34 protein-coding genes are annotated in these 25,403 nt (G+C 37.7%); 27 read left to right on the top strand and 7 right to left on the bottom strand.

The features are described 5' to 3' along the window. The first annotated feature begins 115 nt into the window (after positions 1 to 115). Positions 116 to 1,084, top strand: a complete 969-nt coding sequence (locus Q4D72_RS09140; RefSeq protein ID WP_303077537.1) for a phage integrase SAM-like domain-containing protein — start codon at positions 116 to 118, stop codon at positions 1,082 to 1,084. Positions 1,085 to 1,251: 167 nt separating this feature from the next. On the opposite strand, the gene Q4D72_RS09135 is transcribed toward Q4D72_RS09140, so the two are convergent. After that, entirely contained in the window at positions 1,252 to 1,536 is a 285-nt protein-coding gene (locus Q4D72_RS09135; protein ID WP_303077536.1) for a helix-turn-helix domain-containing protein, read from the bottom strand. 204 nt (positions 1,537 to 1,740) lie between these two features. Between Q4D72_RS09135 and Q4D72_RS09130 the strand changes: the two genes are divergently transcribed. From Q4D72_RS09130 to Q4D72_RS09010, 25 genes are all read left to right on the top strand, one after another. After that, positions 1,741 to 1,959 (top strand): hypothetical protein, encoded by a 219-nt coding sequence (locus tag Q4D72_RS09130; RefSeq protein ID WP_303077535.1) that lies wholly within the window; start codon positions 1,741 to 1,743, stop codon positions 1,957 to 1,959. 68 nt (positions 1,960 to 2,027) lie between these two features. Continuing rightward, positions 2,028 to 2,297 (top strand): hypothetical protein, encoded by a 270-nt coding sequence (locus Q4D72_RS09125; RefSeq protein WP_303077534.1) that lies wholly within the window; start codon positions 2,028 to 2,030, stop codon positions 2,295 to 2,297. After that, positions 2,294 to 2,611 carry an SH3 beta-barrel fold-containing protein gene (locus Q4D72_RS09120; RefSeq protein ID WP_303077533.1) on the top strand — a complete coding sequence of 106 codons (318 nt, stop codon included), beginning with the start codon at positions 2,294 to 2,296 and terminating at the stop codon, positions 2,609 to 2,611. The genes Q4D72_RS09125 and Q4D72_RS09120 overlap by 4 nt, the downstream gene beginning before the upstream one ends. Before the next feature lie 137 nt (positions 2,612 to 2,748). Next, a complete protein-coding gene (locus tag Q4D72_RS09115) occupies positions 2,749 to 3,240 on the top strand; it encodes a hypothetical protein (RefSeq protein WP_303077532.1) in 492 nt (163 codons plus the stop codon). 285 nt (positions 3,241 to 3,525) lie between these two features. Further along, the gene (locus Q4D72_RS09110) at positions 3,526 to 4,215 is read left to right on the top strand and encodes a phosphoadenosine phosphosulfate reductase family protein (RefSeq protein ID WP_303077531.1); all 690 of its coding nucleotides are present in this window, start codon (positions 3,526 to 3,528) and stop codon (positions 4,213 to 4,215) included. Next, positions 4,205 to 4,921, top strand: coding sequence for a hypothetical protein (locus Q4D72_RS09105; protein WP_303077530.1), 717 nt, complete (start codon positions 4,205 to 4,207; stop codon positions 4,919 to 4,921). Before Q4D72_RS09110 ends, Q4D72_RS09105 begins: the two co-directional genes overlap by 11 nt. 19 nt (positions 4,922 to 4,940) lie before the next feature. After that, positions 4,941 to 5,402, top strand: a complete 462-nt coding sequence (locus tag Q4D72_RS09100) for a hypothetical protein (RefSeq protein WP_303077529.1) — start codon at positions 4,941 to 4,943, stop codon at positions 5,400 to 5,402. A gap of 70 nt (positions 5,403 to 5,472) precedes the next feature. Further along, complete coding sequence (locus Q4D72_RS09095; protein WP_303077528.1) at positions 5,473 to 5,769, top strand: type II toxin-antitoxin system HigB family toxin; 297 nt, start codon at positions 5,473 to 5,475, stop codon at positions 5,767 to 5,769. 3 nt (positions 5,770 to 5,772) lie between these two features. Next, positions 5,773 to 6,132 (top strand): type II toxin-antitoxin system HigA family antitoxin, encoded by a 360-nt coding sequence (locus Q4D72_RS09090; RefSeq protein WP_303077527.1) that lies wholly within the window; start codon positions 5,773 to 5,775, stop codon positions 6,130 to 6,132. 71 nt (positions 6,133 to 6,203) lie between these two features. Next, positions 6,204 to 7,379 (top strand): PBSX family phage terminase large subunit, encoded by a 1,176-nt coding sequence (locus Q4D72_RS09085; protein ID WP_303077526.1) that lies wholly within the window; start codon positions 6,204 to 6,206, stop codon positions 7,377 to 7,379. A gap of 2 nt (positions 7,380 to 7,381) precedes the next feature. Next, positions 7,382 to 8,800, top strand: a complete 1,419-nt coding sequence (locus Q4D72_RS09080) for a phage portal protein (RefSeq protein ID WP_303077525.1) — start codon at positions 7,382 to 7,384, stop codon at positions 8,798 to 8,800. Continuing rightward, a complete protein-coding gene (locus tag Q4D72_RS09075; protein ID WP_303077524.1) occupies positions 8,800 to 10,362 on the top strand; it encodes a hypothetical protein in 1,563 nt (520 codons plus the stop codon). The genes Q4D72_RS09080 and Q4D72_RS09075 overlap by 1 nt, the downstream gene beginning before the upstream one ends. 620 nt (positions 10,363 to 10,982) lie before the next feature. Further along, positions 10,983 to 11,627 (top strand): hypothetical protein, encoded by a 645-nt coding sequence (locus Q4D72_RS09070; protein ID WP_303077523.1) that lies wholly within the window; start codon positions 10,983 to 10,985, stop codon positions 11,625 to 11,627. 4 nt (positions 11,628 to 11,631) lie between these two features. After that, the gene (locus tag Q4D72_RS09065) at positions 11,632 to 12,207 is read left to right on the top strand and encodes a head fiber protein (RefSeq protein ID WP_303077522.1); all 576 of its coding nucleotides are present in this window, start codon (positions 11,632 to 11,634) and stop codon (positions 12,205 to 12,207) included. A 21-nt stretch (positions 12,208 to 12,228) separates the two neighbouring features. Beyond that, positions 12,229 to 13,302, top strand: coding sequence for a hypothetical protein (locus tag Q4D72_RS09060; RefSeq protein WP_303077521.1), 1,074 nt, complete (start codon positions 12,229 to 12,231; stop codon positions 13,300 to 13,302). After that, positions 13,302 to 13,616 (top strand): DUF6706 family protein, encoded by a 315-nt coding sequence (locus tag Q4D72_RS09055; RefSeq protein ID WP_303077520.1) that lies wholly within the window; start codon positions 13,302 to 13,304, stop codon positions 13,614 to 13,616. The genes Q4D72_RS09060 and Q4D72_RS09055 overlap by 1 nt, the downstream gene beginning before the upstream one ends. Beyond that, positions 13,613 to 13,924, top strand: a complete 312-nt coding sequence (locus Q4D72_RS09050; protein WP_303077519.1) for a hypothetical protein — start codon at positions 13,613 to 13,615, stop codon at positions 13,922 to 13,924. The genes Q4D72_RS09055 and Q4D72_RS09050 overlap by 4 nt, the downstream gene beginning before the upstream one ends. Further along, a complete protein-coding gene (locus tag Q4D72_RS09045; protein WP_303077518.1) occupies positions 13,924 to 14,367 on the top strand; it encodes a hypothetical protein in 444 nt (147 codons plus the stop codon). The genes Q4D72_RS09050 and Q4D72_RS09045 overlap by 1 nt, the downstream gene beginning before the upstream one ends. Next, on the top strand, positions 14,364 to 14,777 hold the full coding sequence (locus Q4D72_RS09040; protein WP_303077517.1) for a hypothetical protein: 414 nt from the start codon (positions 14,364 to 14,366) through the stop codon (positions 14,775 to 14,777). The genes Q4D72_RS09045 and Q4D72_RS09040 overlap by 4 nt, the downstream gene beginning before the upstream one ends. A gap of 3 nt (positions 14,778 to 14,780) precedes the next feature. Next, positions 14,781 to 15,281, top strand: coding sequence for a hypothetical protein (locus Q4D72_RS09035; protein ID WP_303077516.1), 501 nt, complete (start codon positions 14,781 to 14,783; stop codon positions 15,279 to 15,281). 3 nt (positions 15,282 to 15,284) lie between these two features. Continuing rightward, positions 15,285 to 15,788, top strand: a complete 504-nt coding sequence (locus Q4D72_RS09030; RefSeq protein WP_303077515.1) for a hypothetical protein — start codon at positions 15,285 to 15,287, stop codon at positions 15,786 to 15,788. Between the two features lie 53 nt (positions 15,789 to 15,841). Then, entirely contained in the window at positions 15,842 to 15,988 is a 147-nt protein-coding gene (locus tag Q4D72_RS09025) for a hypothetical protein (protein ID WP_303077514.1), read from the top strand. A 76-nt stretch (positions 15,989 to 16,064) separates the two neighbouring features. After that, entirely contained in the window at positions 16,065 to 20,366 is a 4,302-nt protein-coding gene (locus Q4D72_RS09020; protein ID WP_303077513.1) for a tape measure protein, read from the top strand. Between the two features lie 266 nt (positions 20,367 to 20,632). Next, positions 20,633 to 20,815 carry a type II toxin-antitoxin system HicA family toxin gene (locus Q4D72_RS09015; protein WP_303077512.1) on the top strand — a complete coding sequence of 61 codons (183 nt, stop codon included), beginning with the start codon at positions 20,633 to 20,635 and terminating at the stop codon, positions 20,813 to 20,815. Positions 20,816 to 20,853: 38 nt separating this feature from the next. Continuing rightward, positions 20,854 to 21,258 (top strand): type II toxin-antitoxin system HicB family antitoxin, encoded by a 405-nt coding sequence (locus Q4D72_RS09010; RefSeq protein WP_303077511.1) that lies wholly within the window; start codon positions 20,854 to 20,856, stop codon positions 21,256 to 21,258. A 25-nt stretch (positions 21,259 to 21,283) separates the two neighbouring features. On the opposite strand, the gene Q4D72_RS09005 is transcribed toward Q4D72_RS09010, so the two are convergent. From Q4D72_RS09005 to Q4D72_RS08980, 6 genes are all read right to left on the bottom strand, one after another. Further along, a complete protein-coding gene (locus Q4D72_RS09005) occupies positions 21,284 to 21,649 on the bottom strand; it encodes a hypothetical protein (protein ID WP_303077510.1) in 366 nt (121 codons plus the stop codon). A 38-nt stretch (positions 21,650 to 21,687) separates the two neighbouring features. Next, complete coding sequence (locus Q4D72_RS09000) at positions 21,688 to 22,953, bottom strand: site-specific integrase (RefSeq protein WP_303077509.1); 1,266 nt, start codon at positions 22,951 to 22,953, stop codon at positions 21,688 to 21,690. A 320-nt stretch (positions 22,954 to 23,273) separates the two neighbouring features. Next, positions 23,274 to 23,564 carry a hypothetical protein gene (locus Q4D72_RS08995; protein ID WP_303077508.1) on the bottom strand — a complete coding sequence of 97 codons (291 nt, stop codon included), beginning with the start codon at positions 23,562 to 23,564 and terminating at the stop codon, positions 23,274 to 23,276. 11 nt (positions 23,565 to 23,575) lie between these two features. After that, positions 23,576 to 24,148 (bottom strand): hypothetical protein, encoded by a 573-nt coding sequence (locus Q4D72_RS08990; RefSeq protein WP_303077507.1) that lies wholly within the window; start codon positions 24,146 to 24,148, stop codon positions 23,576 to 23,578. 43 nt (positions 24,149 to 24,191) lie between these two features. Next, positions 24,192 to 24,677, bottom strand: coding sequence for a hypothetical protein (locus tag Q4D72_RS08985; protein WP_303077506.1), 486 nt, complete (start codon positions 24,675 to 24,677; stop codon positions 24,192 to 24,194). A gap of 17 nt (positions 24,678 to 24,694) precedes the next feature. Further along, the gene (locus Q4D72_RS08980; protein WP_303077505.1) at positions 24,695 to 25,105 is read right to left on the bottom strand and encodes a helix-turn-helix domain-containing protein; all 411 of its coding nucleotides are present in this window, start codon (positions 25,103 to 25,105) and stop codon (positions 24,695 to 24,697) included. A 55-nt stretch (positions 25,106 to 25,160) separates the two neighbouring features. Here Q4D72_RS08980 and Q4D72_RS08975 point away from each other — a divergent pair, with 55 nt between their 5' ends. Then, positions 25,161 to 25,379, top strand: coding sequence for a hypothetical protein (locus tag Q4D72_RS08975; protein WP_303077504.1), 219 nt, complete (start codon positions 25,161 to 25,163; stop codon positions 25,377 to 25,379). Positions 25,380 to 25,403 lie beyond the last annotated feature (24 nt).

Below are 25,403 nucleotides of genomic sequence, written 5' to 3'. Positions count from 1 at the left end.
CCAAAAGATATTTATTACGACTTTTTGGAACTGATAAAATAGCAAAAAGCCCTCAAAATGAGGGCTTTGTTTAGAAAATTAAAAGATTCTAACAAAATTAAATCACGACAAAGATATGATTTTTTTCAATAAGAAATACCACTTTCTCAAAGAATTTCAGTTGCTAATTAGGCAAATGGAAAATAAAGAGGTCGTAACTCCAACAGGTGATTTTTATTGCGAAAGCACGATAACTAATTATAAACAAATGATTTACACATATAAAGCATATGAAAATCATTTAAGAAAAAACATTTTTCTGAAAGATATAGATTATCAGTGGTGCGAAAAATTTCGCTTGTGGTTGCTTGACAAAGGCTATTCAAAAAACACGATAGCCGTAAAAATGAGTAATTTAAAGGCTTTTTTAAGACGAATGCAGAAAGCAGGCAAAGCCCCTTATGACGGCTCGGGCGTACGCACACCTACTGAAATAACTACGGCTGTTTTTACTTCTATTGCAGAACTTAAAGCCTTGTTACAAATGGAGTTACCTGCGGGAGCTTCCAAGGTTAGAGACGTGTATGTTTGTCAGTGCTTTATGGGCTTACGAGTTGCCGATGCTGTTAAACTGTTGTGTAATTTGCCGTTACATATCAAGGAAGTAGCAGGAAAGCGTTTTTTAGAAATAAAAACTGCCAAAACGGGCGAAGTTGTCGTTATTCCGATGGCTACCGTAGTGGCTCAAATAGCAGAAAGACGAAATTACGACTTTGGTAAACCTTTTTCGCAACAACACTATCATAAGACGTTAAGAAAGATAATCGCCAAATCCAACCTTAACAGAGAAGTGATTTTCAACCGCACAGAGGGCGGTGTAATGCAGGAGCGGACAATGCTATATTCCGAGCTAATCGGCACGCATACAGCACGCAGAACCTTTGCTACGAATGCCTATTTATCAGGGTTAAATCCCGTTGATATTATGAAAATCACGGGACATCGGTCGTTTAATTCGTTTATCAGATATATACGCTGCGAAAACACGGCGGTAGCCTTAAAAATCTCAAATCACGAGTTTTTTACGATGCCTTTAAATGATTAAAATCGTAAAAAGTTTTTTTTCAAAAAATATCCGTACATTTACACCACGAAAACAAACTAATTGTTTTTCCTTCATAGGAAAGTCTTTTGATGCCCCACATCAAAAGACAAAAAAAACAAAACCTCTGAAACTGCAATTTCAGAGGTTTTTTTATGAGCGTTAAAATGTTACTTTTCATCTTCCTGCAAAACGACTTTTGAAGCTATTATAGGCTTGGGGATTATTCCCAGCCATTCCCCCGTTTTGTCGTCGTAAAGGTGCATAAATCCTGCGGGGGCTTCCAAAAGCTCCGCAATGCTACAATTTAAAACATTAGCAATTTCTTCCAATGTAGACAACTTGGGGTTGTCTATTCTTCTATAAAAAGCGGTGTAAGTAATACCTATTTTTTTAGCGGTGTCATCTAATGACAAACCTACTTTTTTAGCAACTTCTTTTATTCTTAAATCCATAAAATATTTTTTGCAAAGATATGCAATATTTTCAAATATACATTGCAAAAAAAATATTTTTTTTGTATCTGATTATCAATAAGTTACAATAAATTTTAAAAAATATTGTAAAATATTTTAATTTTTACTTGACTTGTATTGTAAAAAGTTACTATATTTGCACCAGAAAATTAAAATAAAGTTTAACATTAAATATTAAAAGAAATGAGAAAGTATATTGTAACATTAAAAACAACTTATAGTAACTACGCCGAGCCTGACACACCTATAATTACATTCTTTAAAAAAGAATTTGAAGTCAAAAAAGAGGCTCGAAGTTTTTTCAGAAAGTTTGCAAAAGAGAATAATTTTAAAAACACGGTTTACCCTGATGAAAAATTAGGCTGGTACGAAGACAGACAGGTAGAATTAACAATAGTTTAAAAACAAAAGACCGCTCAGACGGGCGGTCTCTTTCAAAACTCAAAGTTTAATATTTAAAATTTAAAGATATGCAAGCAACAGATTTAAGAGCTCAATACGAGCATAAAAGAGCAGAAGCAATTCAAAAAATAAGAAGTTACGAAGATTTCACAGAAAACCACGAAAAATTTAAAATCGGTGATGTTATTGAATTTCGAGCCGGTTATTACAATCAGAATAAATACAAAAGTGAAATTTTAGGGTTTGATAAAGACGGTCACATTTATCTCCTTTGGGACACTTACTGGTTCGGCATAAAAGACGATGAAAAAAGAAAAATTAAAAAAGTATCAAAATGAAAACATCAGAATTAAAACAAATAATGCAGTTAGCGTGGCAGTTTTTCAAACAAACGGGCTACAAATTTAGCGAGTGCCTTAAAAAAGCGTGGGCAAATTACAAGCTCAAAAAAGCAATGCAGACGAAAATAGTGCGGTTCTACTTTCAAAAAGTGGACGGCTCAATCCGTGAGGCGTGGGGGACTATTTGCCCTGCCCTTATACCGCAAACCACTGAAAAAGAGCGTAAACGCAACGAAACCGTGCAAGTTTATTTCGACACCGAAGTAAAAGAATTTCGGTGTTTTAAAAAGTTTAATTTGATGGTTAGTTAATTCCTTATTTTGCAACACACTAAATATATAAAATTAAAGTAAAAATTTAACTTATAATTTTGTTGAGTATAAAATATTTTGTATTTTTGCACAATACATATTACATTAATAATTATTCAAATAATATGGCAATAAAAATGTCCCAAAAGTTACAAGAAGTTGTAACAAAATTAGGTTTAAAGCAAGAAAATATCTTGTATATGAATATTCAACGCCCTTTTTTAGAGCGTATTATTTCAGAAGATAAAAAAGTGGAGTTTAGAGACGTATCGGTTTACTGGTCAAAAAAACTAAACAACTACGATAAGAAGACACAGGCGTTCGTAAGTTCTAAACCAATTAAATACATTTTGTTTCAAAATGGTATGAAAAACGTAGGCTCTCCGCGTGTTTTAATTGAACTGAAAGACGTTGTTGAAAAATGGGCGTCAGATGAAGAAGGTAAGCCTGTAAATATTTTTGTAGTAAGAGAAAAAAGAACAGACAAAGACAGTTACAGGTATTCAATCGAAGAAGCAAAAGAAAAGTACGCACGTGTTATTGAAGAAGCTACTTTTGAAGGTTTTGGCGATGATGACGAGTTCATCGCTCTTGAATTAGGTAAAATAGTTTACCGAGAGCATATATAAGAGTTTTTTAAAGTAAACAAGTAAAAAAACCTAACAAAGAGGTTACAGGTCGAGAAAGTCGGCTTGTAACCTCTTTTTTGTTTGTAATCAATTAATTTTTTATAAATATGGCAGGTTTTGGAAGGGGAAATATCTCCAAAAGAGCAGGTGTAGCAGGAGCGGTAAGAAAAGAAGACAAGGCTATTGCTAATCGTCCATTAGGTTGGTCAGCAGGCGAAGCAAGAAGGGCGCACAGGAATGGCAACGCAGTAGCAGTAAGAGCCTTAAAAGCTGGTAGACGATAATATGTACCACGCTGTTTCTTGCATTAAGAAAATCGCTCAACAAACTAATGAGGTTATATTATTTCACTCGGGTACGGGCAAGGATAGTATAGCCTTGTTAGATTTGTGTAGCCCTTATTTTAAAAGGGTTGTTTGCGTTTATATGTATATGGTCAAAGACCTTGAACATATCAACAAATACATCATTTGGGCAAAAAACAAATACACCAACGCTGAATTTATCGAAGTGCCTCATTACGTACTTTCGCAGTATATTAGAGACGGATATTTAGGGTGCAGGAAGAACCCAAAACAACGAGTGTATCAACTTAGCAATATTGTGAATATGGTTAAGAAAAACACGGGCATACAGTGGGCAATATTCGGATTTAAACAATCCGATAGTATGAACAGACGGCTTATGTTACGAACTTATGAAGATGAAAGCATTTACACCAAAACTCAAAACGCTTACCCGCTTTCCAAGTACAAAAATAAAGATGTTCAAGCATACATCAAGTATAAAAAACTCGTTCCGCCCGTAGTGTATGGCAAAGGGCAATCGCAAGGGTGCGATGTATCAAGCCCTGCGTTTCTTTGGTATTGCAAAAACTATCACCCAAACGATTATCAGAAAATCATTAAAGAGTTCCCTGCAACAGAAAGAATTTTGTTTGAAGCATTAAATTATAACCCGCAGTATGAAAATTAAACAATCCGAAACAAGAATATTAAAACGAAGTGAAATACAACTTGCGTGGTACAATCCTCGTAAAATATCTGATGACGCCCGCAAGCGACTAAAACGCAACCTCAAAAGCAAAGGGTTGTTAGGTGGTATCGTTTGGAATGAAGAAACGGGAAACCTTGTATCAGGTCATCAAAAACTTTCTATCATTGACGAAATAGAAAAATACAATCCCGATACCCACGAAAACGACTATGAAATTCGTGTAGAAGTGGTCAATCTTTCCGAAAAGGAAGAAAAAGAGCAAAATATTTTTATGAACTCGCCATCGGCACAAGGAGAATATGACAACGACCTTTTAGCCGAGTTAATGAAAGATATTGACTACGAAATGGCGGGACTTTCGCAAGAGGATATAAACATACTAATAACCGATGTGCCTTACTTTGAGTTAGCCGATTTTAACGATGATGTCGCAAACGACTTTAAAGACTTGGAGCAAAAGACCGATGAAGAGCGAGCCATTGAGAAAGAAGCAAGAAAACAGGCAGTAAAACAAGCAAAAGAGCAGACTAAAACCAAAATGGAGCAGGAGGCATACGGAGACCCGTGGGTTACTTTGTCGTTTCAGTCGTATGAAAACAAAGTCGCATTTATGGAGATGATAGGGCAAGATATTGACCTAAAAATGATTAAAGGAGAGCCTTTGATTGATATGTTGAACCAATAACCATCTAATATTATCTAATATGGCAATGATAGAGCAAATTACTGATGAAGATATAAAAAAAGCCCTTATAGAAGCCAACGGACAACCTACAAAGGCGGCTGAAATATTAGAGGTTACATATCCTCATTTATACACTCGTATCCGTAAAAACCCTGAATTATTGGAGGTGCAAAAGGCATACAGGGCAAGAACTTTTCAAACAGTTTCTAATGTAGCCCTGACCGCTTTTTTAACGGGAGTGATGACAGAACCCGAAACAGACGATGAGGGCAATATCATTGAGGGTAAAACACGGAAAATAAAGATAGACCACCGCACAAGGTTGAGCCTTGTTCCTAATTTAATGCAGACGTTCAAATCCGAAGACGGCATTTCCGATAAACTCGACATCACTACCAACGGCAACGACATAAACGCAGGCTTCAAGATTGAGGTCATCGACAAGCGGGAAGACGTAAAAACAGAAGAGGGAGAAAAATAAATTTTGTTTTTTGGCATTTTGTTTTGTAATTCAAAATATTTTCATATCTTTGCAGAAAGATATTTAAACAATGCGAGTGATAGCCAAAAAGATATTGGTAGAGTTTTACACCCAACACGCTGATGCTAAAAGCCCTTTGGAGGACTGGTATAGCAAGGTGGAGCAAGCGCAATGGTCTAATTTTTCCGAAATAAAACAAGATTTTAAAAGCGTGGATAGTGTGGGCAATAAACGCTATGTGTTTAACATCAAAGGCAATCATTACAGGATTGTGGCTCTCATTCTTTTTGTTCCTAAAACGATGTACATTCGTTTTATCGGCACGCATTCAGAATACGACAAGATAGAAAAAATACACGAAATTTGAGTTATGATACAAAACGAACACCAATACAACGCTATAATGAAACGCATTGACGAACTTTTGGAGTTAGTCGATGACAATACGCCCACAACGGACAAAAATTACATTGAGTTGGATATATTGTCCGAAATGGTGGAAAAATATGAAGAAATTCATTACCCTATCGGAACACCTTCTTTGGCAGAAACGATAAAGCTTCGTATGTATGAGATGAACCTCACACAAGCAAAGGTTTCTGAACTGATTGAGGTTTCGCCTTCGAGAGTAAGCGAATACCTAACAGGTAAAAGCGAACCGACTTTAAAAGTAGCACGGAATATCGCTCAAAAGCTCAACATCAGTGCTAATATCGTTTTAGGAGTATAATTTAAGAGAATTAATAACCTATCAGAGAGGTTACAGGTCATTCACTTGACTTGTAGCCTCTTTTTTGTTTTATGAAAACAATACAGACAACAGCGATATATTCACGAGTAGACAACGCTGTAAAAGACGGATTTACAACCATTTCGGCACAAGGAAGTAGCCGAAGTTCAAAGACATATAACATACTTATTTGGTTGATTGTCTATTTGTTACAAAATCCAAATACACGGCTCTCAATTGTTCGGGCTACGCTTCCCGCACTGAAAGGGTCGGTATTTATTGATTTTAAAGAGATTTTGTACAAGATGAACATCTTTAACGAAAAGTCGCTGAATAAATCCGAGTTTATTTACCACTTCCCGAATGGTTCGTGGGTGGAATTTTTCTCAACCGATAGCGAGCAGAAATTGAGAGGACGCAAAAGAGATGTTTTGTACGTAAACGAAGCTAACGAGTTGAAATTCATTGAGTGGCAACAATTGAAAATGCGTACTACGAAATTCGCTATTGTGGATTACAACCCGTCATTTTCGGACGACCACTGGCTTTGCGAACTCAACAAAGACAAACGCACGCACCATTTCATTTCCACTTACAGGGATAATCCGTTTTTGGAGCAGACCATCATTGACGAAATCGAAAGTCTGCAACACAAAAACAAATCGCTTTGGCAGGTGTACGGGCTTGGGCAACAGGCAATGATTGAGGGGCTTATTTTTGAGAAAATACAAATCGTTAATGAAATCCCTCAATGGGCAAAAAAGCGGTTTTTGGGTATGGACTTTGGCTTTACGCAAGACCCGACCGCCATTGTTGAAGTGGCTTTTTTGGACAATAAAATATACATCGATGAAATCTGTTACCAGACAAAAATGCTCACTTCGGATATTATCAACGTCCTGCGGAATTATCGCACTTACAAAATCATTTCCGAAAGTGCCGACCCGCGTTTGGTACAAGAAATTTACAACTCGGGGGCGAACATTCACGCCGTAACCAAAGGGCAAGGCTCAGTAATGGAGGGAATTACCAAAATGCTGGAATACGAAATCTGCATTACCGAAAAAAGCACCAACGTTATTAAAGAGTTCAAAAATTACACCTACGCCCAAGACAAAGAAGGTAAATTTTTGAATTATCCCATTGATAGTTTTAACCACGCAATGGATGCTATTCGTTACGTGATTATTCAAGAAATATTAGGACAAAACCGAAAAAAGAAAAACCTAACAGGCATATTTTATTGATTATGAAATTAGAAGAACTCAACAAGTTAGATATTCCCGAGCGTATCAAGGAACTGAAAAAATTCCCAGCCAAACGCCCCGAAACTCAGCGACTTTTAAAAGATTGGGACTATTCGCAGCACGACGTTTTTAACGTAGAAATTCGCAAAAAACGCAAAGTATTAGTCAAAGAACCCGAAGAAAACCCCGACGGTACAATCAAAAAACCCGCCGTTTACGAAGAGCAAGAGGTAAACCGCATTGCTTTGCCTTTGGAACAGGATATTGTAAACATTCACACAGCGTTTACAGTCGGCACAGAGCCGTCTTTAACTTTGCAAAGTGAAGATGAGGAGGAAACCAAATTTTTATCCATTCTGAAAAACATCTTTGCACAAAACAAAATTAAATACGAAAACAAGCGTATCGTGCGTTCGTGGCTTTCAGAGTGCGAAGTTGCCGAATATTGGTACACTGTTGAAAATGCTTCGTGGTGGCAACGTGTTTTGGGAAAACTCAACCTTTCAAGTTTGCCTACACGGAAATTAAAATCCGTGATTTGGTCGCCGTTCAGAGGCGATACGCTGTATCCATATTACGATGAATTCGGCGATATGATTGCATTTTCGCGCGAATACAAAAGTAAGGACAAGCAAGGCAATGATGTTACAAAGCTGGTAGTCATCGACAATCAAAACGTTACAACCTATGCCGATGAAAAACAAATTGAGCAATTTAAACACGGATTTGACAAAATCCCCGTGATATATATGAAACGCGAAAAACCGCTTTGCGACCGCATACGAACCAAACGCAACCGCCTTGAAGTGCTTTTATCAAATTTTGCCGATTGCCTCGACTATAATTTTTATCCCAAATTGGTAGCCACAGGCGATTTGGAGGGCGTGCAAAACAGGGGTACAACCTCTGAAATCATCAATCTTAAAGACGGCGGGCAAGTGGCTTATCTTACGTGGCAACAATCCCCGGAAATGGCAAGGCTTGAATTTGACAATCTTATCAATTACTGTTATTCGCTGACCAACACGCCCCGCATTTCGTTTGAAAGCCTTAAAGGCACAGGCAACGCATTGAGCGGAACGGCGTTTCGGTATGTGTTTATGGGTATGCACCTTGAAGTATCTAACCACGCCGAAGTGATAGAGGAATTTTTGCAACGCAGGGTTAATTTTCTTGTTTCGGCGATTGGGTCAGTTTTCCCGAAGATGAAAAACACGGCGGATACTATCAGCATTGAAACTGAAATCGTACCGTATATGATTGACAGCCAAAGCGAACGAATAACCGACGCCGTTAATGCCGTGAGTGGCGGTGTGGCTTCACTTGAAACAGGTATCGTTATGGCGGGCATAACCGATCGAGTGCAGGAAGAACAGGAGAAAATCAAAAACCAAACAGAAAAACCGCTATTTGACCAGTAATGCCCTTTGAGCAATCGAACATACAACATCAAAACCAAACAGAAAAAGACATCGCCAATTTTGAAAAGCTTTTAGATGAAGTCGTAAAATTGGCGGTGTTGTACCTTTCTTTTGAAACAATTTCAGAGGGAATTTTTGAATTTACAAAACATAAAACGCTCCAAAAAAGGATTAACACTTTGTTTGACAAATTCAACAAAAAAGCGATTGAAACCATTGATTTGTATGTAGATAAACATTGGGCAAAAAGCACCCACAAATCTATTTTTTATAAAGGAAAAGAGGTAGCGCATAACTCTTTAAAAAAAGAACTGAATGCCTACAAAAACCGTCCGAGCCGTCTGTTAAGTGAGCGGGTTTGGAATTTATCAAACAATTTTCGGCAAGATTTAGAACTGGCTATTGATGTGGCTATATCGGAGGGTATTCCCGCTAATCGGTTGGCTTCTGAAATAAAAAAATACCTAAACGAACCCGACCGACTTTTTCGGCGCTACAAAGACAAAAACGGAGCGCTGCAACTCTCAAAAAAAGCAAAAGCATATCACAGCGGGCAAGGTGTATACCGTTCATCGTACAAGAATGCAGAACGTTTGGCGCGCACTGAAATCAATATGGCGTATAGGGAGGCGGATTTTCAGCGTTGGCAAACGCTTGATTTTATCACGGGTTACGAAATAAAAAGAAGCAAACACCCGCACCCGTGCAAAATCTGTGATATGATGCAGGGCATTTACCCTAAAACGTTTCAATGGTGGGGCAATCACCCGAATTGCCGTTGCTATATGGTTCCGATTTTTAAGGAAAATATGGCTCACGTGCCGATGAATAAAAATTTTATCAAATGGATAAAAGACAATCAGCAAGATATTGAAACCGCTAAAAGTTTGCCGATGTTTTTATGGGGTGGAGAACAACCTACGGCAAATACAATCATAGGAAAAAAGGAAGCTATAAAAAACATACTTAATAACGCCTTGTTATCTGACCCTTTGCAAATCAACACCTTTATAAAACTTTATGATTTTATGCAGGTTAAAGTTGCTTCAAAAGTCAGAGAAAAAGCCTTTAAAAATATGTTGAAAAACGAAAGTTTTAAGCAAGTTGATGATGTTTTTATAATGCAAGGAGCAAGATTAAACACAACAGAATTGCAAACGGCTCAAAAACTTTCAAGAGCAACTAACGGTTATTATGTCGTTTTTCCAAGCGAGGGACAAATTAAGGGAATAAAGAAATTAATAGGCGATGTTTCAAAAAAGAAAAACGATGTATATCTGTATGACAAAAAGACATTTTACCAAAAGAAAGCCGATTTAAAAACGTTAGGCGATGTTTCCAAAGAAACCATAGAAAGGCATTTGACAGACGGGTCAAAACAGGCTTCTGTTATCGTTATGGATATTCAAGGTCAAACCAACAGGCACAACATTATTAAAGGGTTACGGGCAGGTTGGAATAAAAATATAAAGGAGGTTTTATTGAACTACAAAGGCAAATGGTATGAAATAAGAAAAGATAAATTGTTTGATGATAAATGGCTCAAAGAACATTTGAAATAAATAAAGAGAGTTGATAAAATCCCCTCTCTTTAAATTCAATGTTTTTATACCCCATTTAGGGCGTATGACCATCGTCTGCGCAAAAGCGTCCAATTACATTAGGAAATCATACACAAGCCTTTTATAGTCTCCGCAGTGGACTTTATTTTTAGCAAAAATATAAAACATTTTTCACATAGCAAAATTTATTTTACATCATCAAAATTAAATAAAAACATAACTACCTTAAAATAAATATAAAAAAATATCAAAGTTAAAGTATTACTTTAAATATTTTTCGTATATTTGCCTCGTGAATACAACTAAAACAAAAGACAGAAACAAAACGCGGGTAGTTTGCCCAAAATGCAAGGGTTTTCTCTTTGAAGTAACACCCTATTTAAGTCCGTTGCAAGAGGTAAAGGCTTTTTGCAGAAAATGCAAATCAGAAGTGAAAATTAGCAATTAGTGGTTAGCAAATAGTAAATTAGTAATCAGTCTAATCACTGACCACTAACAGCTAATAATAAGAAAACCTATCAGAGAGGTTGCAAGTCATTAATTTGGCTTGTAACCTCTTTTTTTTGTTTGTAATTAATTTAAAATCAAGACATAAAATGTTTAAACAAAAAATCTTTGAAATGCTGAAAACAAAATATCCAAAGTTTGGGTTCAGCAAGGAAGTATTTGAAGGTGTGGCAGCAAATTTAAGTGCTTTCGTAACCGAAGAAACGCAAGTCGAACCAGCGGTAGATGGGGCGGAACAAATGCTAAAAACCTTTCAATCGTATGCCGACAATCGGGTAAATGCTTTCCAAAATGAGAGCGAAAAATACAAAAAAGAGGCAGAAGAATTGAAAACGAAATTAGCAGGACAACAAGGCGGAACCCCCGATAAAAGCAAAGAAACAACAGAACCTGAATGGGTTAAAACGTTGCTTGAAAATCAAAAAAACTTGCAAGAAACCGTTTCAAGGCTTCAATCGGAGAAAACCGCGCAAACGCTAAAAGAGCAGTTTATTCAGAAAATGAGTGAACTGAAAGTGCCTGAAAGTTTTTACGGAGCATCAATTTTAGGAAGGGATTTTACAGACCCCTCAAATGTAGAAACATTGGCGGGGCAAGTAGCCGAAAACTACGAAAAATTTAAGCAAGACGGAGCAAACATCGGCTTTTCGTTTACGCAACCGCCCGAAAAAGGGAATGACCCTCAAAAAGAAGAAGAAGCTTTGGCAGAACAAATCAGGCAAGGTACAAAAACGATTGTTGAACAATTAAAAAATTAAAATTATGCCAGCAGGATTTAAGTATGATTTAAAAACAGATGCCGTTGAACGCGAGTTGTGCAATCAAAAAACGATTTACCGACTTGCGGGAGGTTTCAACCTCAAAGACGATGAGGTAGAAAACGGAAACGTTGTTCCGCATTTAGCGCCGCTATCAATTGACTTCAAAAAACGCGAGGCGGTGGTTGTGAAAAACGTCCGAGCCGTTGAGGCTATCAGCGCTACCACTTTGAAAGTAGCAAAAGGGCATTTCATCAAAGCGGGAATGCACATTGGTAACGGAAAGGCGGGGGCTACGGTTTCAGCCATTGACAAAGCCAACGCAAACTATGACACATTAACGCTTTCCGCCACTATTGAGGGCGTAAAAGCGGGCGATGTTCTTTTCCAAGCGAAAGCCGTAAACGGAAAAGAGCCTAAACACATTGCCAACTACCTGAATTACGCGCGCGTAAAAATGGAAGACGGGGCAACTATCACCGCAGTAGGGCAAGCCTATGAAATCAAGGAAGATAAACTATATCTGCCTGTTTCAGAGAAGGACAAGGAAATGCTTGGTGCGCGATTTATGTTTGTTTAACCTTTAAAAACACACAGAAAAATGATATTAACATTAGAGAAATTATTTAACAATCCGCAAATTATGGCTGCCGTGATTGACCGTACCATTCAAACCGAGCAGGACATAATTTTTTGGAAAAAATATTTGGATTTTGAAGAAACCAAAAGCCGTGTGTTTAAAACCTATATCGGAACTTCGGTAGGGGTTACAATGGCTTCGGTAATTGACCGAAATTCAGGGAAACCAATCAGAGAGCGCAAATCACTCGGAAGCGGGTACGGCGAAGTTGCTTTCTTGGGTAACGGATACCAATTAGACAACGACCGTTTGGACTTCATCAGCGAGCTTATCAACAAGTACAACGCAGGAGGTACGGGGCAAGGGCAAACGCTAAATGAAATTATCAACTTCTTGGTTGATGACGTGCGTCAGTGTACGCTTGCTCCTCACAAACGTATGGATTACGTTGTAGGACAATTGCGCTCTACGGGCAAGGCTACCGTGAAGTTAGGCGACAATAAGGAAGGTATTGAGCTTATCGACATTGAGCTTCCTGTAATTAAACACGAACCGACATCTTCTGACAAGGCAAATTTCATTGACTATTTGAAAGAGAAAATAGAAGCAATGCGAAGCCAAGTAGGCACGTTTGCCGTAATGGAGATGACCCGAAAAACATTTAACAACCGAATCGTAACGAGCAAAGCGTTCCAAGATTCGTACAAAATGATATTGGGAACTTCACAAATTGCCTTAAATGGCGGTTTGATTACCGACACGATGGCGAACCAATTACTCACTGGCATTGGTTTACCTCCTATTCGTTTGGTAGAAGAATACGTAACCAAAGAAGATGAAACAGCCGTAAACACCTTTGCTGATGAGCGTATTGCATTGCTTCCTACTCAAAAGTTAGGAAAAATGAAATGGTTCTTACCGTATGAATCGAAAGACCCTATACCTACCAAAAATTACACTCGTTTGGAGGGTGGGCACTTCATTGCCACACAACGAACTGACGAGGGTAGGTTTATTGAATTCGGGGCTGAATGGATTCCCGATTTCAAACAGCCTAACAAAATCGCCATCATTGACACGTCAAAAATGGGTTAATGATGACAAAAAGGCAGTATATATTGCAACGTTTTGCTTCTGTGGGTATGCAACTCACAGAGGCAGACATTGCCGATATGCAAATCACAAATGTTGATGATGAGGTTACGGCTGAAAACCAGCAAGCGCTTTATGTTTCCTTTATAAAATTTATCCCGATGATGCTTTTACGCCCAACCTCTATCACGGAGGGAGGTGTAAGCATTTCACGGGCAAATAAAGGCGACATTGAGGCTTTTTACGCAAACGAATGCAATAGATTAGGATTGAAAAATGAATTATCAACGCCTAAACCCAAAGTAATTTTCAGATGAACGGATACCTACGCCCTAAAAAACAAACCGCCCCAACCTACAATGAGTTTGGCGATGAGATAAGCACTTCATCAGCGTATGATGAGGCGTTTATCCCGTGTAAATATTACAGCGCATCGCGTGATGACTTGGTCGAGGTTGGCAACGGCGTTTTTCAGCAGGCAAGTTACGTCATCACAACCCTTGATATGGAAGTTACGGGAAAACATTTTGCGCTCTATGACAGCCGAAAAAACCTCGTTTGCGAAAAAGACTGCAAAAGTTTAGAGCGACTGGAAACCATCGGAAGAACTAAAATTCTGTTGTAATGCCCGCACGACAAAAAACACCACAGAGCCAAGTAGACAAATATTTGGCTGATGAAATCGCACGGCGTGAGCGTGTTTTTATCAACGTGTTGGAACGTATCGGCGAGATGTGCATCGTTGAAGCCCGAACCAACGGCGATTATATCGACCGCACAGGAAACCTCCGAAGTTCAATCGGTTATACGATTATCAAAAACGGGCGTGTGGTTTCGTCATCGTCTTTCGATGCGATAAACAGCGCTACCAATGGCAAAGGACAAAGCAAAAAACTAATCAATGATTTGCTTTCGGAATTTAGCAAAGGCATTGCCCTTATCGTTGTGGCGGGAATGAATTACGCTGCTTATGTAGAGACCAAACGCAACGTAATCAGTTCGTCTGAACTTTTAGCAAAGCAGCAAGCACGTATCATTTTGGAACAATTAGGATTTACAAGAAAATGAAAAAAACAGCCAGTGAAATAGAAGCCGATATTTACAAGATTGTCAAAAACAGCATTCTAAAATCTGCCGTTTCGGGCGATGTTTTCCTTGACGGATTACGCCCCGAAAACAGCGACAAAGAAGATGTTATCGTTTCTTTCATGACGGGCATTTTTGACATTTTCCACCAAGAGGGAAAGGTAAACATCAATGTTTATGTTCCTGATAAAGAAAGTTCGGGCATATTGCGAAAAAACACGCTTCGTTGCCGAGAAATCGAACGTGTGTGTCAAGTTTTTTGTGATACGCTCCAAACGGACGGTTATCAGTTCCGATTGGGCAGAATGATACAGGTTTTTAATGAAAAGGCTATCAATCAACATTATGTGAACGTACAATTAAATTTTAAGTATAACTTTTTAAACAGATAAAAAATGGCTTGGAAAGAAACAACAGCAACCGCTTGGGACGGTATTGATTTTAAAGTCGGAACTCCCGGCCCAAACAACACAATGGCAACCTCATTCACAACCATCGGTTGTGTTTTGGATATGCAGTTAGAAACCGAAGACGGCGAAAAGGTAGACCTTAAAGATATTAATGGAAGCCTCGTTGGACATAAACAAAAGGCAAACATCAATAGATTTATTGTTCAAGTGAAAAACTTGAACAAATCAAATTTAGAGAAGTTTTGGCAAATCGAAGAGGATACCACGAACGGAACCTTGAAGGTTAAATCAACTACAACCAGCAAAAATTATTCCATTCAAGTTCTTAATACCGTGCAAAATGCCGAAATTATTTCTGCTGCATACTGTTCCGTTTCAGCAAAAATGACCTTTGATAAAGACAAAGGGTACGGACTGGAAGTAACATTTACAATCTTAGACCCTGCCAATGGCAAAGAGATATTTGTTGTCGGACAAACCGCATAAACTATGGAAAATCAAGTAGCAGACACTATACTTGAAACCAAGAAAGTAGTAATGATAGACGGCACAAGCTACGCAATGGCTCCGCCGTCTATTGCTACTTTGATTTTGTTTTCAAAGTACGTAGGGCAATTACCCAATGAAACGTTTGATAATAAAAACGTCATCGCTTCCATTGTAGGACAATCCGAAAACCTAACCATAATAGGTTATGCGTTGGCTTCGGTTATTCTCGGTGTAAAAGAATTTCATAAGCCGTCAGAAAACGCCAAAAAAGGCTTCTTTGGCGGAAAATTAAGCGCCAAACCAATACGAACCAAAGGCGAAGATTTAGCCGAAAAAATCAACAACGCTGATATTGAGGAGGTGTTGGACGCTTTCGTTAATTTACTGGAATTTATGCGTTTTCGTGATTTTTTTCAGCTTACCACTTCCCTGACAGAGATGAACCTAACCAAGCGGACGAAAGCGGCGGAAGTGGAGACAAAAACGACAGCATTTGGGCAGTAGTGGGCAACTTTGCCAAAACCTACCGTCTGCCCTTCAACACGGTGTTGTACGATATGAGTTATTTAAACGTGATTATGTACAGCAACGTAATTCCGTCATACACAAGCAAAAAAGACGATGAGAAGAAAACAGGAAACCCCAACCGCAGAAGCCTAACGCCTGATGAGTTGGTAAATTATCTGAGAAACAGTAAAAAATAAACGCCTCTAATTCAGTAGGCTAAATTAGAAAGCGTGTAAATAAGCACGCTTTTTTTATTTCCAAAAAGACAAAACTATGAACAACAGAGAAGGAAGTATATGGTATTCATTAGGGCTTGACAATGCAAGTCTGCAAAACGATGCCAACCGAGCCAAAGGCATCATTAAAAACATCGGAGACAGCGTAGTTGCCGAAGGTAGGCGGATTGATGATGTGTATAACAACATTTCACGCGGGTTGGCGTTTGCATTTACCACAGGGGTAGTAGGCGGATTTGTAAGCCAACTTGTACAAGTTCGTTCTGAATTTCAGCAACTTGAAATATCGTTTAGTACGATGTTAAAAAGCCGTGTGAAAGCCGAAAAATTGATGAGTGAACTTACTAATTTAGCGGCAACAACACCCTTTGGACTACAAGAGGTTTCAGAGGGAGCAAAACGCCTTTTGGCTATTCAAGTATCGGCAGAAGAAGTAACCGATGTGTTGCGAAGAATGGGCGATGTTGCTGCGGGATTGGGAGTGCCTATGGGGCAACTTATCCACGTGTACGGGCAAGTAAAGGCACAAGGCAAATTGATGACCAACGACTTGTATCAGTTTATGAACGCAGGTATTCCGATTATTGCCGAACTTTCAAAAGTAACAGGCAGAACCCAACAGGAAATCAAAGAAATGGTTTCGCAGGGCAAAATCGGGTTTACTGAAATTCAGCAGGTTTTCAAAGGATTAACCGATGCAGGCGGGCTTTTCCACAACCTGACTGCCGAACAAAGCAAATCACTGAAAGGGCAAATTTCCAACTTGAAAGACAACATCGAAAGTATGTTTAACGAGCTTGGGAAATCCAGTCAAGGCTTTTTCTCTGGGGCTATATCAGGAGTTAGTTTTTTGGTTGAAAATTACAAAGCCATAGGAAAAACATTGTCGGTTTTAGTGGCTACTTATGGCTCTTACAAAACGGCGCTAATGGTACAGGCGGCGGCTCAACAGGTGGTAATTCGTTACGGGCAATATGACATCGTAACCAAGCAATTACAAACACGGGCGACCATTCAAGCGATGTTGGCACAAGTCAAACTTAATACGGCTGTGCTTGCTAATCCGTACGTATTGGCAGGTGCTGCAATTGCGGGTTTGGTGGTGGCTATTTGGCAATTTTCTGACAGTATGAGTGAAGCCGAAAAAGCACAGAAACGGTTTAATGAGGCTTACAAAGAGCAAGCCGATTTTGCTAAAAATGAAAAAAAGGAAATTGACGAACTTATCGGCATTATCAAAGATGAAAACGTATTGCGTGAAAAACGCATTAAAGCCTTTGATAAATTAAAATCAAAATACCCAGAAATTTTTTCAAAATACAAAACGGAAGAAGATTTTTTAAAAAATCTGACCCAAGCCTATAAAGAGCTTAACGGAGCAATTGACCAGCAAGTAACCGCCAATTGGGAAGAAAAACTAAAACAAGCCGAAAAAAGAGCGTTGTTGGCGCAAGAACGCCTTAATAACCTTTCAAAAGGTAGCGGACTTGTTACTGTTTTTAAAACCAAGAGCGCAAAAGAAGAATTAGAAGCGGCTAAACGAGATGCTAAAGAAATAAAAACACATCTGCAATATCAGAATGTGATAAAATTTGAGGCTGATTTTAAAGATTTATCGCTTGCGGACAGAAAAAAACAATTGAAATATATTGTTGATGAGATGAATGCACGTAAGCAAGGAAAAACAAACTTTGATGCTTATTCGCAATTCTCTGACGGCTTTTTGGGGCGTTTGCATCAAAATTTGAAAGATTTGATTTCTTCCGAAGAAAAGATAAACGGCGCACTGATTAAACGCACTGAAATTCAAGAGCAAATCAAGCAAAAACAGCAAGAGATAGCCGTTTTTGAAGCCAAATACAAAAACAACACCTTAACAGAGGGCGACCAAAAGAAACTAGAAACCCTCCGTGAAGAGTTGAAAACACTTGAAGAAAAAGACCGCAAACTTTCAGGCGACAAGAAAGAGCGTGCAACCTCCAAAAAAAACGAAAAACCCAAACTTGACAACGAAGCTAACGAACTGAAAATCGCCCGTGAACGCACCGACAACGAACTCAAAGCCCAAAAACTGCACATCGAGGCAATGGCGGAGGGGTACGAAAAGGAGCGTGCGCTCATTGATTTTCACTACAAAGAAAAAGCCGAAGCCATCGACAGAGGGTTGCAGGACACAATTATCCAACTCAAAAAACAACGTGAAGACGGCACGATTACGGCACGTCAGCACGACGAGCTGTTATTTCAAGCCAACGAAAATTACAAGTTGGGTCATCAGCAAAACAAGCAAGTGCGGGAGCAGCAGAATGAAAAACTTTATTCTGAATTGCTTAAAAAATACCAAGATTTTGAAGAGCGTAAAAGTGAACTGCATCGCAAATATGAAGAAGAGAGAAACATCTTAACGCAACAACTTGAAAATGAAACCGACCCCGTAAAAATCAAAAAAATAAAAAGCGCTCTTGCCCAGCTGAAAAAAGAGTACAGCAAAGGGATTGATGCCATTGAGAAAGAGCAAATCGGAGCAAGCAAGGTTTTTAACAATTTATTTTCTGATTTTGAGAAGTTTACAAACAAGCAACTGAACGATATGCTTTCAGAAGCAGAAAAAGCCGTTGCCGACCTCCGTCAGAAACTTGACCTTACCAACCCCGAAAACGTTAAGTACCTTGAAAGCCTGAACAACCAAATTGACAAACTCAAAAAAGTGGCACAGGGGAGTTTCGGCAACAACCTTAAAAATATGGTTGAGGGCTTCAAAACGCTTCTTTCTAACGATAAAAACATCACACAAGCCGACCGCCTCAAAGCAGGTAACTCCATTCAGACGGGCATTGGCGAAATGGAGCAATTGAGTGCCAAAATGTCGCAAATATTCAATAAGTTAGGCGATGATATGCAAAGCTCTCTGATGAAAAGTTTTGCAAAAATCACAGATGGAATACAACAAGGATTGCAGGGCTTAAACACCGCTATTCAAGTCAATAGCGGAAAAATGTCCAAAGGCGAAGGCTGGGCAAGTGCTATCGGTAGCGGGGTTAATTTTGTTGTCGGAATGATAAGCGAAATTTCAGCCAACCGCCGAGCCAGACGGGCGCAAGAAGCCCGAGACGAGCGAGACCGCATTCAGTTACAAGAGGATTATAACCAAAAACTCAATGAAGAAATCCGACTTAGCGCCGAACGAAGAAAAGAAGGAACCGGCACACGTCAGTATATGGACAGGCTCAAAGCGGGAATGACAGCGCTTAACCACGCCACCGAACAGCAACAACAAAAAATACGCCAATTGATGAACGAGGGGCGTGTAAAAGCAGGCGCGCGAAATCAAACCGATTGGGGGGCTGTTGGTAGAGACACATTGAAGGGTGCAGGAGCAGGTGCTGCGATTGGTGCTATGATAGGAGGCGGTGTTTTCAGTTGGGCAACTGCGGGTATCGGTGCAGCAGTCGGTGCGGTTGTCGGTTTCATCGGTGGGCTTTTCAAGAAGAAACGAAAACAAGAGTGGACAGGTATTTTACATCAATTCCCCGAACTCGTACAACAAGGCGAAGACGGACTATTGCGGGTAAATAAAGCACTTTTAGAAAGTCTGAAAGCAAACAACCAATTGGACGACAAAACTCTTGACATTGTAAACAACATTGAAAAATGGAATGAACAAATCGAAAAAGCCAACAAGCAAATGGAAGAAGTGCTTGGCGAAATTTTGGGAGACGCAGCGCAACGATTGGGCGATGAATTGGTCGATGCTTTCAAAAAAGGAGAAAACGCAGCAAATCGTGTGCGTAAAGTAGTTGGCGACATTCTTGCCGATTTAGGGAAACAATTGCTCTTAGATGTATTGGTTGCCCCAGTGATTGAAGACATTAAGAAAAAAGCGTTGGAGGGCTACAAAAAAGACGGGCAGGCAGGCGTTATACGTGCATTAGGTGAAGGCATTCCGTCTTTGATTGGAGCAAGTGAGGCTATGAGCGAAGGGTTAAAGGTTTATCAAGATGAATTAAAGAAAAAATACAACCTCGATATTTATAAAAATCAATACGAACAAGGAAAAATTAAAGGACTTCAAGCAATGACCCAAGACCAAGCCTCTGAGCTCAACGCCAAATTTACATTGGGCATTGAACTTGACCGAGTTAGGAACGTTCACTTGGAAAACATCACCAAAAACATAGCCGAGAGTTACCGATTTTTGCAAGATGTTTCAGCAAAGCAACTCCAACATTTAGCAGGTATTGAGGTAAATACGTATATGTTACACAACATTGACAAGGAAATTTCAGGAGTTAAAAGCATTTTGTCTGATATTCAATTAAAAGGATTAAAAATGAAATAATTCTTTTCTTTTTTCAGATGTTTTTATACTTTTGCACATTATTTAACAATTTTAATTTTGCAACGATGTATATTCCGCAATATGAAATGTACATTTTTTCGGAATTTCATCATCACAGGCAAAGATATACAAAAACACAAAAACACGGCTAAATTGCCGTTTTTTTTTGCCTTGTAACCACTTAAAAACCAGTGTAAATAAAAATATTTTCAAAATTTCTTATTAAAAAACTTGCTTATAACAAAAACGTTATATATCTTTGCAGTATGAATTCGAGTTCATTAATCAAGTTGGTTGAGGCTGACGGTTGGTTTTGGGTAAGAACAACAGGTAGCCACCATCACTTCAAGCACCCAACGAAAAAGGGATTAGTTACCATTCCGCACCCTGTAAAAGACGTGCCGATAAAAACCCAAAACTCAATCCTGAAACAGGCGGGGCTTAAATAAGCCCCCTTGTTTGGTTAGTGAAAAAATAAACTATAAGTATGAAAGAAATAGAGATTTTTGTAGAAAAACACACAGACGGCACTTATTGGGGAACGACCCAAAATTTTGTGGGGATTGTGAGTTCTTACGGTAACACAATGGAAGAATTACAACGCAATTTAGAAGAAGCCTTTGCGGAGAATATTGCTATTGCAAAGGAATTGGGCGAAGATTATGCCGATGATTACAATGATGTTTCATTTATTTACAAAATGGATTTATCCTCCTTTTTTGCGCTCATTCCAGAGGTTAAAATTTCATCAATTGCTAAAAAAGCAGGATTGAACGAATCATTGGTAAGGCAATATAAAAACGGAATTGCTGCGGCATCACAAGAACAAACCTTAAAAATACAAAATGCTGTTCATTTGTTAGGGAAAGAATTGCTTTCGGCTCGTTTTTAAACAGCGTAAACATAAAAGCCTTGAATTAATTTTCAAGGCTTTTTAAATAACTGTAATACAACTCATCCTTAAAAGGATACCACAAAAAATCATCAGTAAAGAAAAGTGTTGCAATGAAGTGTTCTGCTTTTTTAATGTAATCTTCTTCACTAATGGAGTGGTAAAGGTCTACTAAATACGTAATATCTTCATTGTCATACACGTGAATGTTACAATTTCCTTTAAAGTTCTTTTTAAAATCCACTGCAAACTGATAAACTTCTTCTTTTGAAAGATTAGACTTTTTGCAAAGTATGTAAAAGTTTGTCAGCGTAGCTCTGCTATCTTTAATCTTGATTTCAAAATCTTGCTGATATTGACCGGGGATAAGTATTTTTTCTATGGTTTTCATATTATTGTCTTTGGAGGGACAAAAGTACGAAAAATAAGCTATTTTAACAAATGACTATAATCCTCAGGAAGTTCTGCGTCAATATCTCGCAGGTATTGTTGCAGAGCCGAAAGGGTCGTATGCCCCGTGATGAGCATTAGCTTATCGTAGGTTTCCATTTGTCCGTATTGGGCGCGGAGTTCTCGATATAATTTCGTGATAAAGGTATGCCGAAACGAATACAGTCCGTAATCCTTACCCAAGCCTAATTCATCTTTGATTTCCTTGAAACGCCTGCTCCAATAATCACGCTTGTTGCTTTCAGTAGCCTCCCACCCCCCTGCTCCTTTTGGGGCAAACAAGTAATATTCAGCATTCAAGCCTTTGAAATGCTGAATTTCTTTCATCAGAATTTCGGGAATGATTTTGGTTTTGACCAATTTATTTTTGGCTCGAACGTTCAACTTGGCATCGGCAAAATCAATGTCTTTCACTTGCAGACGGCAGACCTCAATAGGACGTAAAAAGTTATAGGAAACGAATTTAACGAATAGTAACAAATCCTTGTCTTTTTGTTCCATTAGCGTAAATACCTCGCTTTCTTGCGTTTTGGAGTAGGTTTTGTTGCGTTCGGGCTTGGCTTGTAACTTCTTGATTTTGTCGGTTATATTGTGCGTAACAAGTTCGTTTTCCTCCAATGTAGAAAAAATGGCACTCAAAACAGCAAGGGTATTGTTCCGATTTCTCGGGCTTGACTTGATAAGCACGCTATTCAGATACTCATTAATGTCTTTTTTTGTGAGGTCTGCAATGTTTGAATTATGCAACCCTCTTGCTTTGAGGTACTTTTTAAAGGCTTCTATTCTTCCTTTGTAATCGGTAAATGTCGTTGGTTTGACGATACTTTTTTTGATTTCAAGGGCATAATCCAAAGCGGAAAAGCAAGTGTATCTGTTTTCTGCCTCTTCACCCTCGTATGGAGAAAATCCGTTTTTCAGCAATTTTTCAACGATGTTTCGCAACCGATGAAAGGCTTTGTATCGCTCGTCAAATTCCTTGTATTCCTGATTGATTTTGTAATAAATAGACGGCTGTTTTACCATTTTTCCGTCTTTATTCTTGAAGTAATAATATACGTACCAACGTTTGTTTTTAGCCATAATTTCCTGTTTTTCCTTTTCGGAAAAAGCGGACAGCGGTTTTTCGGCAACCACTTTGGGGAATATTTGAGGCTTTTTGTAAGGCTTCATATCGTTGGGTTGAGACGAACAGCGGTTATACTCGCTTTCATACTCACTGGCTAATAATTGGGTGATGTTTATCATAAAAAAATAGCGTTTTTTGAGTACAAAACGCTATTTTTCAGATTTTTACAATTTTGTAGCGAAGACGGGATAAAATACCCAAACTACCATTTTGTAACAAACTGAAAATCAACAATTATTGAAAATGATTTTATATGTGTTTTACTCTATTTTGTCCCAAATTCGTCCCAGAATTATGGGGATTTCCTTATTATTTCTTTATATTTTATTTTTATATATATAATTTTATAAGAAAAAATGTAATAATTGTAATATAGTATATAAAGTGTTGAAAAACAAACTTTTACAACATTACATTTTTCATTACAAAAATTACATTATTACATTTTTGGTTTTGGTTTCTCAAAATTCACGAAACTTGCAATTTTTTGTACTGGTTTACACACAAAGCAAACTATTAATACAGCTATTAACAAATAAACCAATAGTTTTAGCCTTTCTTTGGTAATTTGTTCTGAAAAAGCTATGTTATTTTGTTCTATAACCGCTAATTGCATTTCGTAGATAGGTTGGTTTATGTCAAAAGCAAACTTATTTACTTTTTCAATTGCTTGAATAGCTCCAAGAATTATGTGTATTACATTTGAAGTTGTTTGTAGTATATTTTCCATTGTGTTTGTTATTACGGATTTCCAAGAAATACTTTAAGTTGGGCAAATCCCCTAATATCATTTCTTTTGCTCATATTAATTATCCTAAGTAAAGACTCTTTTTCGTCGCTATTAAAAGCAGATATTCTATGACCATTAGTCTGTAATACAGTACCCAATTGTTGAGAGAAATTTTCAAGTACAAGTTCTCCATTAGGAATAACATTATTAATGTCTTTTATGTGATTTCCATAAAATAGTATACAGACTAAATCTCTTATCTCTAAAAATAAGTTTCCTCTTGAATAAGGTTGAATACCCCCATAAAGTTCCAAACCGATAGTAAAAACAGTGTCTTGTATATTTTCATAAATTTCTGTATGTGATTCCGTTATTTTTTCATCAATGATTGTTTCTATTCTGATAGCTGTATATATCTGCCAAGCAATCAAAACGGTAACCAAAACAGCTAAAACCGACACCAAAAAACTACCTGTGTTTAAGTCTGGCATTTCAAACCTTGTGTGAGCAATGGCAAAAGTTATAACAGATAAGACAAAAGCCAAACCCGAAAAAACAATACTTACTTTTTCTTGTGTCTTCATATTATTCTCAAAATCTTTAATTTATTTAAACATTCAAAAACATTTAATTATTGCTAAATAAGTTTTCTAAGATTGTATCTATTAAATTAACATCAGGAGCTGCCAACCCTCTGTTTTTTACATATTCATTAGATACTTTAAAAATATATACAAAACGACTATTTAATGTAGATCCTCCTATATTACTTCTGTTTATAGTACCTTTTTTGTGAAAATAAGTTTCTACTTCATTAGCATATTCCTTTGTTAAAGTTTCAATAAATTTTAAATGTTTTATTGGTCCTTTGTCTATTTTATGTTCGGCTATTCGTCTATTGGTGTCATTAGTTATCCCACAATACCATAGTTTTAGACGAGGTTTTTTACTTTTCATACACGCCTTAATATGCTTGGTAAAAACTGCTTTTATAGAGCGAGGCAACATTACTTTATTTTGAGTTATATTTTTCCTATTAACAACTTTTTTTCCTTTCGTAACTCCAAGTTTTGTTGTTTTCACTGTTTTTGGTTGGTTTTTGGTTTTCGCCATATCTCTAAAATTATCTATTATTCTCCTTTTTCTCCTGTTACCATTTTGAGCAAGTGCTCTCTTTTATCTGCGGAAACCTCAAATGTGATTGATATTCTATCGTAATTTTCTTTCACAGTGTCCTTATCCACAAATTCTTTGGGATAAGTGAACAAATAGAGTATATCAACTCCCAAAACTTCTGCGATTTTCGCAAGTTCACTTACTTTTAATTCCCTTTTTCCTTTTTCGATATTGCTTATTACAGAGCCATCAACACCTAACGCTTCTGCTATAAGTTCTTGATTTATAGATTTTTTAAGTCTAATCTCTTTTATGTTTTTAACTATATCCATAATCGTAAATTTAAATATTTTACAATCAAGTTGTTTTGAGATTTTTGTATTTTTATTTGAGATTTTCTCATAAATAATTTGCGATATTCTCAAATTGTTTGTATTTTTGCAACCAGTAATGAAACCAAAAATAAAGCCAAGCAGGAAAATGAGAATAGTAAAAATCAAAAATCAAACACTTGAAAAATTAAAAGAAGATGAACGAGCGATAGCAAGTTTATTTTTAAAAACAAATGTTTCGGTTACTACGTTAAAACGTTGGATAGCCTCCAATGATGAAAAATTAACGATATACGGCGTATTGCTCGCTATTTCGGAAATCACACAAACCGCAATAACCGAAATAGTAGAAATTGAAGAAAATTAATAATTAAAAAATTGAGGTATGAAT

The sequence above is a fragment of the Capnocytophaga sp. genome, assembly GCF_030532915.1.
In the GTDB taxonomy this organism is placed as follows: Bacteria; Bacteroidota; Bacteroidia; order Flavobacteriales; family Flavobacteriaceae; genus Capnocytophaga.
This window is presented reverse-complemented; position numbering and strand designations above follow the sequence as displayed.